This is a genomic window from Alsobacter sp. SYSU BS001988 (genome assembly GCF_054796215.1).
Map to the genome: position 1 here is coordinate 21,354 of NZ_JBTAMK010000026.1, position 6,089 is coordinate 27,442.

Below are 6,089 nucleotides of genomic sequence, written 5' to 3' on the forward strand. Positions count from 1 at the left end.
ATGGCTCCTCATACGCCGGTTGGGTCGCCGCCAGCGGCGACCAGGGCTGCGATTTGCTCGGCTCCGTGTCGTGGCTTCAGCGACGCCTTGAAATGCGCGAGCGTGTACTTGACCCAGGCGCGCAGCAATGGCAGTAGCGGTGCATCCGAAGACTTTGCGGTGTGCATTATCAATCCTTTCAGGCTTGCCCCGGGATCGCCTGAGCAGAGCCTGGCATTTCCCTGGCGCCTGACTCAGGTTCCGCGTCCGTTGTCATGTGGTGGCGCTTGTCGACGGCTCTGACGCAGAAGTTTGCGATGAAGCCGACCACGAGGAGGCTGGCCATGATGTACATCGTTACGTTGTAGGCCTGCGCCTTGGGCACGCCGTGCGCGAGGTTGTATTCGCGGATGTAGTTGATCAGCACAGGGCCGGCGATGCCAGCGGCCGACCATGCAGTCAAAAGAATACCGTGAATGGCCCCCACATAGCGCGTGCCGAACATGTCACGCAAATAGGCTGGCACGGTAGAGAAGCCTCCGCCATACATACTGACGATGACTAAAAAGCAGAGGACAAACAGCACAACGTTCCCACTACCCCCAGCGTAGGGGACAGTGATGTACAGCACGAAGCCGAGCGTCATATAAACGAAGTAGGTGTTCTTTCGGCCGATATAGTCTGAAAGTGACGCCCAGCTGAAGCGACCGCCCATGTTGAATAGGCTCATCAGGCCTACTAGCCCGGCCGCCGCGACCGCAGTGATCTGGCCGGGGAACATTTCCTGGCTCATGGCCGAGGCCTGACCGAGCACACCGATACCGGCAGTAGTGTTGACGAAAAGAACGACCCAGATCAGCCAAAATTGCGGGGTCTTGATCGCCTGATAGACGAACACGTCGTTCTTAGTGATAAGCTTGCTTGCGGTTGCCGGCGAGACATAGCCTCGCGGCTTCCAGCCCGGCGCCGGAACCCGTACTGTCAGAGCCCCGAACATCATAAAGAGAAAGTAGACGCAGCCTAGCGTCACAAATGTCCAGAGCACGCCGACGTCCGCTGCGGTCTGGAACTTGCTCATCAGCCAGACGGAGAGTGGCGAGGCGATCAGCGCGCCACCGCCAAACCCCATGATTGCCATCCCCGTGGCCATGCCCGGGCGGTCGGGAAACCATTTCATCAGGGTCGAGACTGGAGAGATGTAGCCGATCCCAAGTGCGCAGCCGCCGATAACACCGTACCCGAGGTAGATAAGCCAAAGATTATGAAGACTCACTCCCAACGCCGAAATCAGGAACCCACTCGCCCAGCAGATGGCGGCGGTGAACATGGCCTTGCGCGGCCCGCCCTCTTCAACCCAGCGTCCGAAGATTGCCGCTGATAATCCCAGGAAGACCATCGCGATGGAGAAGATCCAACCGAGCTCGGTCAGCTTCCAGTCCTCGGGAGCCGATTGCGAGATGCCGAGAAGGCGCGTCATCGGCAAGTTGAAGACGCTGAACGCATAAGCCTGCCCGATACACAAATGTACGCACAGCGCGGCTGGTGGAACCAACCAACGGCTGTACCCGGGCTTGGCGATGGTCCGCTCCCGATCGAGAAAGGGGAGCATAGACTTCGCATACTCGTTTGTTGAACTGTTCCGCGACATGCAAAGCTTCCTGGCGAACAAAGGACAGGTTCGGTCAGACCCATGGTTTTGACAATCGAATAAATATGGGCTACCTGATCGGAAAATCCGATACGATCCGGTGCAATGGATACTGAGTTTGCGAGAACGTTTCTGGCTGTCGTGTCCGCGGGAAATTTCAGTGGCGCGGCGGAGCGATTACATGTCAGCCAATCCACGGTCAGTACGCGAATAAGCACCCTTGAGGAGCAACTCCGCTGTCGGCTCTTCATCCGCAACAAAGCTGGAACGACCTTAACGGCAGCCGGGCAGCGCTTTCAGCGGCACGCTGCGACCCTGCTTCAAACGGTGGCGCAAGCGCATCACGATGTCGGCCTGCCGATAGGCGTAGCTGGGTCGCTCACAATCGGGGGGCGCATCGGTCTTTGGGAGGAGTTCTTAATTCGGTGGCTGCCAGTCATGCAGCGGAGCTGGCCCGATGTCTCGATCAGAGTCGATAGCTCACTAGAGCCCGAATTGATGCGTGGGTTAATCGAAGGTCGGCTTGATATCGGGGTGATGTACACCCCGCAAAGCCGTCCCGGTCTGAAAGTCGAGCATCTGTTCGACGATCGCTTGGTGATGGTCTCGACCAACCACCAAACGGCGGCCGAACCCCAGTCCGGCTACGTCTATATCGACTGGGGACCGGAATTTTACACCCGACACAGCGCCAGCTTCCCTGATTATGGCGGGCCGATGCTCAGTGCCAATATCGGTTGGCTCGGCCTTCAGCATGTTCTGGGTCACGGTGGGTCGGGATATTTCCCAGCTCGGATCGTCGCGCCACATCTTGCCTCAGGCGTGCTGCACCTCGTCGAGAGTGCGCCGCATTTCTTCATGCCTGCCTATGTGGTTTTTGGTGCAGGCGCTCTGAACGCGATATCGTCAGGCGCCCTGTCCGCCATACGAGATCTCGCGAGAACTATGAAGGGTATCCGGCAGGCCCAGCAGCCTTGATAGCCAAGCTCGGCTTTGGTCTAGCTCCGTCCCTCTTGCAGTATCGCGTCGACTGCGACGATGGCGTTTTCGAGTTCCGCGATCTTTTGAATCATTCTGTCCGGCGGAATTCCACCGCCGGTCGCAGACGCCAGCACCAAATCACGTTGCCTCTCACGCAGGTGGCGTTGCAATCGCTTGAGGTCAGCGACCTCTGTCTCGGTGAGCTTTTCCATCGGCGGGCTCATAACCGGTCTCGCGAAATTTCGCAAATTGAACGCCGTTGATACAGCAGGGCGAGGTGCAAATCCTATCGGAGCTCACTCAGGCGCGTTTCGACCCTGCTGGGCTCATGAAGACCAAGCCGGCGATAAACCTCGACCGGGGCGTCATGCGCTTGCATTTCGCCGACGAGCAGGTCGATCATCCGCGCTTCCACGTCGGCGAGGCTTCGGGGTGCCGTCTGGCCTGGATCGCTGGACAGGTCGTAGAGGGCAGTCTCGGCGTCGAGGAGCGGATAACGCGAGACCATGTTGGCCTTGACGTCCGCGACCACCGGCAACTTCAGGACCTGGCATCCCTTGGTGAAATAGAAGGGGCCGAACAGCGTGGCCTGTGCCAGCTCGATAGGCTCGAAGAAGCTGCGCATGTGCACCGGCATCAACGTGTAATGGTAGAGTTGTTCATCGCCTTCTGGGTAGCGAAAGTAAGTATAGCGCCCGTCCGTGACGTTCACGGCCCCACCGAACTGCCCGTAGATGCAGGCCGGCCTGACGGGCCTGTCGTCACCGAGTGTTGGCAGCAGCGAGCGACCACGCACTTCGGGCGGGATGGGCGCTCCGAACAGGTCGAGCACCGTCGGCATCAGGTCGGTGGTCTGGGTCAGCTCCGATCGCCGCTGTCCATCCGCGGATGATTGGCGGGGGTCATGTATGAACAGGGGAATATGCGTCACTTCGTTGAAGAAGGGCGGCCTGTTAATTGCCCCAGAACTCATGCTCGCCCAGCAGCAGGCCGTGGTCGGTCGACACGATGAGGGCGGTGTCGGACCAGAGTTCATTCTCGTCGAAATAGTCGAGGAGCCTGCCAAGGTACGCGTCGCACATCTTCACCAGCGCCAGATAGTTGGCGCGCAACTCGTCGCCTTCCGCGCCGGACAGGTCCATGCAGCCATAGGGCGGCCAACCGAGCACGGGACCTTGATAGCCGGTCGGCAACCCCTGCCTGAAACGGTTGGCCGCGAAGAACGGCTCATGCGGGTCGAAGCATTCGAGATGAAGGATCCAATCGTCGTCGCGCTTGTTTCGCTCCAGGAATTTCAGCGCGCCCTCGAAGCATTGCACGAGGGGAAAATCACCCTCGCTCGCGCTCCAGCTTTTGAACCCGGCCATGGATGCTCATTGGCGTGCCGATTTGGATCCAATATACGTTTTGTGTCCGCGCGTCCGCGCTCGAGGCCATCGAAGCTGGGGTTCGCGAGGTCGAGAGCGACCCGAATGTGCGCACCGTCGGAAAAGGAGGGTGGCCGAACCTCATTGGAGAGATCGAACTGGACGCCGCGATCATGGATGGCGACACCCTGCGGACCGGATCCGTGGGCGCGCTCAAGGGATTCGCCCACCCCATCAGCGTCGCCCGCGCGGTGCTGGAGCGGCTTCCTCACGAGATGCTGGTGGGAGAGGGCGCGGCCCGCTTCGCGGCGGAGAGTGAGGCCGAGCGCGACGACAACCTGCTCCCCGACACGATGGCGCCTTGGGAGAAATGGTTCGCCAGTCAGTTGTCCCCCGCCGAGCGAGCCGCCTTCCCGGCAATCTCGCTCGCCGACCACTGCCGGGCCGCGATCGACCCCGAAAAGCCGATGGGCACCACTGTCTTCCTCGCTCTGGACGCGCGCGGATCGCTGGCCGGGGGCGTGTCCACGGCCGGTTGGGCGTTCAAATATCCGGGTCGGCTGGGCGACAGCCCCATTATTGGGGCCGGCATGTATGCCGATTCGGAGTACGGCGCGGCGGCGTGCACCGGCGCCGGCGAAATGGCGATCCGCACATCCGCGGCCCGCTCCGCCGTGCTCTACATGAAAATGGGGATGGCCGTCCGCGAGGCTTTGGACGAGGTCGTGCGCGATCTTTCAAGGCTGAAGGGCGGCTTGATCGACCGAATCACGCTGCATGCAGTCGCCCGAAACGGCGAGCACTCGGTCGTGGCGGTGAACGCGCCGAAGCCTTGGTTTTATTGGCTCTGGGATGCCTCGGGTTCGCCGCAAATGGTGGAAGCTCGCCGAGTAACCATCCGCTAATCCCCCCATTACTGACCGTCGAATCGAGAGCTGGCCCGAGTCAGCGGGTTCTAAGGCCAAAGTCTTCACCGTGCTGGATGCGGGCGGGTGAGCGCGAGCAGCAAGCTCCGTAGTTATTTTTCAGTACGGTCTCTCGCCATCCCTGTTCACTGAACCGCCTCGTGAACCAAGCCGTCTGCGCCCGCGCCACACACCAACGCACAGATTTGTGCGCCCGGCTCAAAAGAAAGACGCCCAGATTGGAGCACTGCGATAGACGCTGACCCTGAGAGATCTGCGGCGACGCCGAATTCGAACCACAGCGACTGAGCCGCCCGTTCCATCTCCTCATCGCTGACAAGGACGATTTCGTCCACGTTACGTCGGGCGATATCGAAGATCGCCTGATCCGTTTTTCGGCAGGACATGGTCGCCACACGCGTGTCCAGTCGGTCGAGAGCGACCAACTGGCCCGCCTCAAAACAGGCATGTAGGGTAGGCGATCCGACTGGCTCTATGCCGACGATACGCGTTCCCGGCCGCTTGGCCTTGACGGCTGTGGAAAGGCCGCTGATGAGGCCGCCTCCGCCAATCGCGACAAGGACGACGTCGAGGTCTGGCATGTCATCGAGAATGTCGAGGCCCAGCGTGCCTTGCCCCGCCACCACGACCGGGTCGCTGAACGGGTGGGCATAGGTTGCGCCGGTCCCGTCAGCATAGGCTAGCGCTGCCGCGTTCGCCTCATCCCAGACGTCGCCTACGATCTCGACCTCGGCGCCCCATTGCTTCAGCTTGACGACCTTATCCGCCACAACGTTGGACGGCAGGTAGATCTTCGCTTTTGCGCCAAGGACGTGGGCCGAGCGCGCGATGGCGAGCCCGTGATTGCCGCCCGACGCGGTGACGATCCCGCGAGAAAGCTCGCTGTCGCTCAGCGTCAGGAGGCGGTTCATCGCGCCGCGCGCTTTGAAGGACCCTGCCGCCTGCAACAGCTCCAGTTTCAGGGTAACCGCGAGATCCCTTCGATCACCCGCGCTCAACTGCGTAAAGGGCAGTGTGGGTGTCTTTCGAATGAAAGGCGCAATGCGTTGGCGCGCCTCTTCGATCGCTGCAAGGTCAATCATGACAACGTCCCCCTGTAGGGGGCCGCGACAATCAAGCAGCAATTGCCGGGCCTGACACGGCCGGGCTGACGACGGCCGTAGAGGATCCCGTCAGCAGAGTAGTGAA

Annotated in this window: 8 protein-coding genes; 2 read left to right on the forward strand and 6 right to left on the reverse strand. The window is 60.8% G+C overall.

Annotated elements, in window-relative coordinates:
• Nucleotides 1-8: 8 nt before the first annotated feature.
• Both ACYVO7_RS24730 and ACYVO7_RS24735 read right to left on the reverse strand, forming a co-directional pair.
• Nucleotides 9-167 (reverse strand): hypothetical protein, encoded by a 159-nt coding sequence (locus tag ACYVO7_RS24730; protein ID WP_460452431.1) that lies wholly within the window; start codon nucleotides 165-167, stop codon nucleotides 9-11.
• Between the two features lie 11 nt (nucleotides 168-178).
• Nucleotides 179-1,588 (reverse strand): L-lactate MFS transporter, encoded by a 1,410-nt coding sequence (locus ACYVO7_RS24735; protein WP_460452432.1) that lies wholly within the window; start codon nucleotides 1,586-1,588, stop codon nucleotides 179-181.
• A gap of 144 nt (nucleotides 1,589-1,732) precedes the next feature.
• Between ACYVO7_RS24735 and ACYVO7_RS24740 the strand changes: the two genes are divergently transcribed.
• Nucleotides 1,733-2,605: a LysR family transcriptional regulator gene (locus tag ACYVO7_RS24740; RefSeq protein ID WP_460452433.1), complete on the forward strand. Its 873-nt coding sequence runs from the start codon at nucleotides 1,733-1,735 to the stop codon at nucleotides 2,603-2,605.
• Nucleotides 2,606-2,625: 20 nt separating this feature from the next.
• Here ACYVO7_RS24740 and ACYVO7_RS24745 read toward each other — a convergent pair whose 3' ends face one another.
• The 3 genes from ACYVO7_RS24745 to ACYVO7_RS24755 form a co-directional block, all read right to left on the reverse strand.
• Complete coding sequence (locus ACYVO7_RS24745) at nucleotides 2,626-2,820, reverse strand: hypothetical protein (RefSeq protein WP_460452434.1); 195 nt, start codon at nucleotides 2,818-2,820, stop codon at nucleotides 2,626-2,628.
• A 74-nt stretch (nucleotides 2,821-2,894) separates the two neighbouring features.
• Nucleotides 2,895-3,644, reverse strand: a complete 750-nt coding sequence (locus ACYVO7_RS24750) for a sulfatase/phosphatase domain-containing protein (RefSeq protein ID WP_460452435.1) — start codon at nucleotides 3,642-3,644, stop codon at nucleotides 2,895-2,897.
• On the reverse strand, nucleotides 3,562-3,975 hold the full coding sequence (locus ACYVO7_RS24755) for a sulfatase-like hydrolase/transferase (protein WP_460452436.1): 414 nt from the start codon (nucleotides 3,973-3,975) through the stop codon (nucleotides 3,562-3,564). Before ACYVO7_RS24755 ends, ACYVO7_RS24750 begins: the two co-directional genes overlap by 83 nt.
• 14 nt (nucleotides 3,976-3,989) lie before the next feature.
• Between ACYVO7_RS24755 and ACYVO7_RS24760 the strand changes: the two genes are divergently transcribed.
• On the forward strand, nucleotides 3,990-4,880 hold the full coding sequence (locus ACYVO7_RS24760) for a N(4)-(beta-N-acetylglucosaminyl)-L-asparaginase (RefSeq protein ID WP_460452437.1): 891 nt from the start codon (nucleotides 3,990-3,992) through the stop codon (nucleotides 4,878-4,880).
• Between the two features lie 146 nt (nucleotides 4,881-5,026).
• Here the strand turns inward: ACYVO7_RS24760 and ACYVO7_RS24765 are convergent, their stop codons facing one another.
• Nucleotides 5,027-5,983: a threonine ammonia-lyase gene (locus ACYVO7_RS24765; protein ID WP_460452438.1), complete on the reverse strand. Its 957-nt coding sequence runs from the start codon at nucleotides 5,981-5,983 to the stop codon at nucleotides 5,027-5,029.
• Nucleotides 5,984-6,089: the final 106 nt, after the last annotated feature.

Excerpts from the sequence above, each read along its gene's own strand:
- ACYVO7_RS24730 (WP_460452431.1), bottom strand. The coding sequence starts at position 167 with ATGCACACCGCAAAGTCTTCGGATGCACCGCTACTGCCATTGCTGCGC.
- ACYVO7_RS24735 (WP_460452432.1), bottom strand. The coding sequence starts at position 1,588 with ATGCTCCCCTTTCTCGATCGGGAGCGGACCATCGCCAAGCCCGGGTAC.
- ACYVO7_RS24740 (WP_460452433.1), top strand. The coding sequence starts at position 1,733 with ATGGATACTGAGTTTGCGAGAACGTTTCTGGCTGTCGTGTCCGCGGGA.
- ACYVO7_RS24745 (WP_460452434.1), bottom strand. The coding sequence starts at position 2,820 with ATGGAAAAGCTCACCGAGACAGAGGTCGCTGACCTCAAGCGATTGCAA.
- ACYVO7_RS24750 (WP_460452435.1), bottom strand. The coding sequence starts at position 3,644 with ATGAACTCTGGTCCGACACCGCCCTCATCGTGTCGACCGACCACGGCC.
- ACYVO7_RS24755 (WP_460452436.1), bottom strand. The coding sequence starts at position 3,975 with ATGGCCGGGTTCAAAAGCTGGAGCGCGAGCGAGGGTGATTTTCCCCTC.
- ACYVO7_RS24765 (WP_460452438.1), bottom strand. The coding sequence starts at position 5,983 with ATGATTGACCTTGCAGCGATCGAAGAGGCGCGCCAACGCATTGCGCCT.